General features: G+C 66.4%; 1 protein-coding gene. It reads left to right on the top strand.

Annotation, left to right across the window (positions count from 1 at the left end; all coding sequences use genetic code 11):
- The coding region (locus ACSNN9_RS28795; protein WP_436676435.1) for a condensation domain-containing protein at positions 1 to 244 on the top strand (244 nt) is incomplete at both ends.

The following is a 244-nucleotide window of genomic DNA, read 5'->3' as shown; positions in this document are numbered from 1 at the left end:
CCACCACCCTGCACACCCTCGCCACCCACACCGGCTCCACCCCCTTCGGCATCCTCCTCGCCGCCTTCCAACTCCTCATCCACCGCTACACCACACAAAACCCCGTCGTCATCGGCACCCCCCTCACCGGACGCACCGACCCCGACGCCGAAAAACTCATCGGCTTCTTCGTCAACACCCTCCCCCTCGCCGTCGACATCCACCCCCACCACACCTTCCGCCAACTCCTGCACCACTCCCGCAC

The sequence above is a fragment of the Micromonospora sp. URMC 107 genome (assembly GCF_051386315.1).
In the GTDB taxonomy this organism is placed as follows: Bacteria; Actinomycetota; Actinomycetes; order Mycobacteriales; family Micromonosporaceae; genus Micromonospora.
The sequence above is the reverse complement of the archived record's forward strand: the minus strand, read 5'-3'. Positions and strand labels throughout refer to the sequence as shown.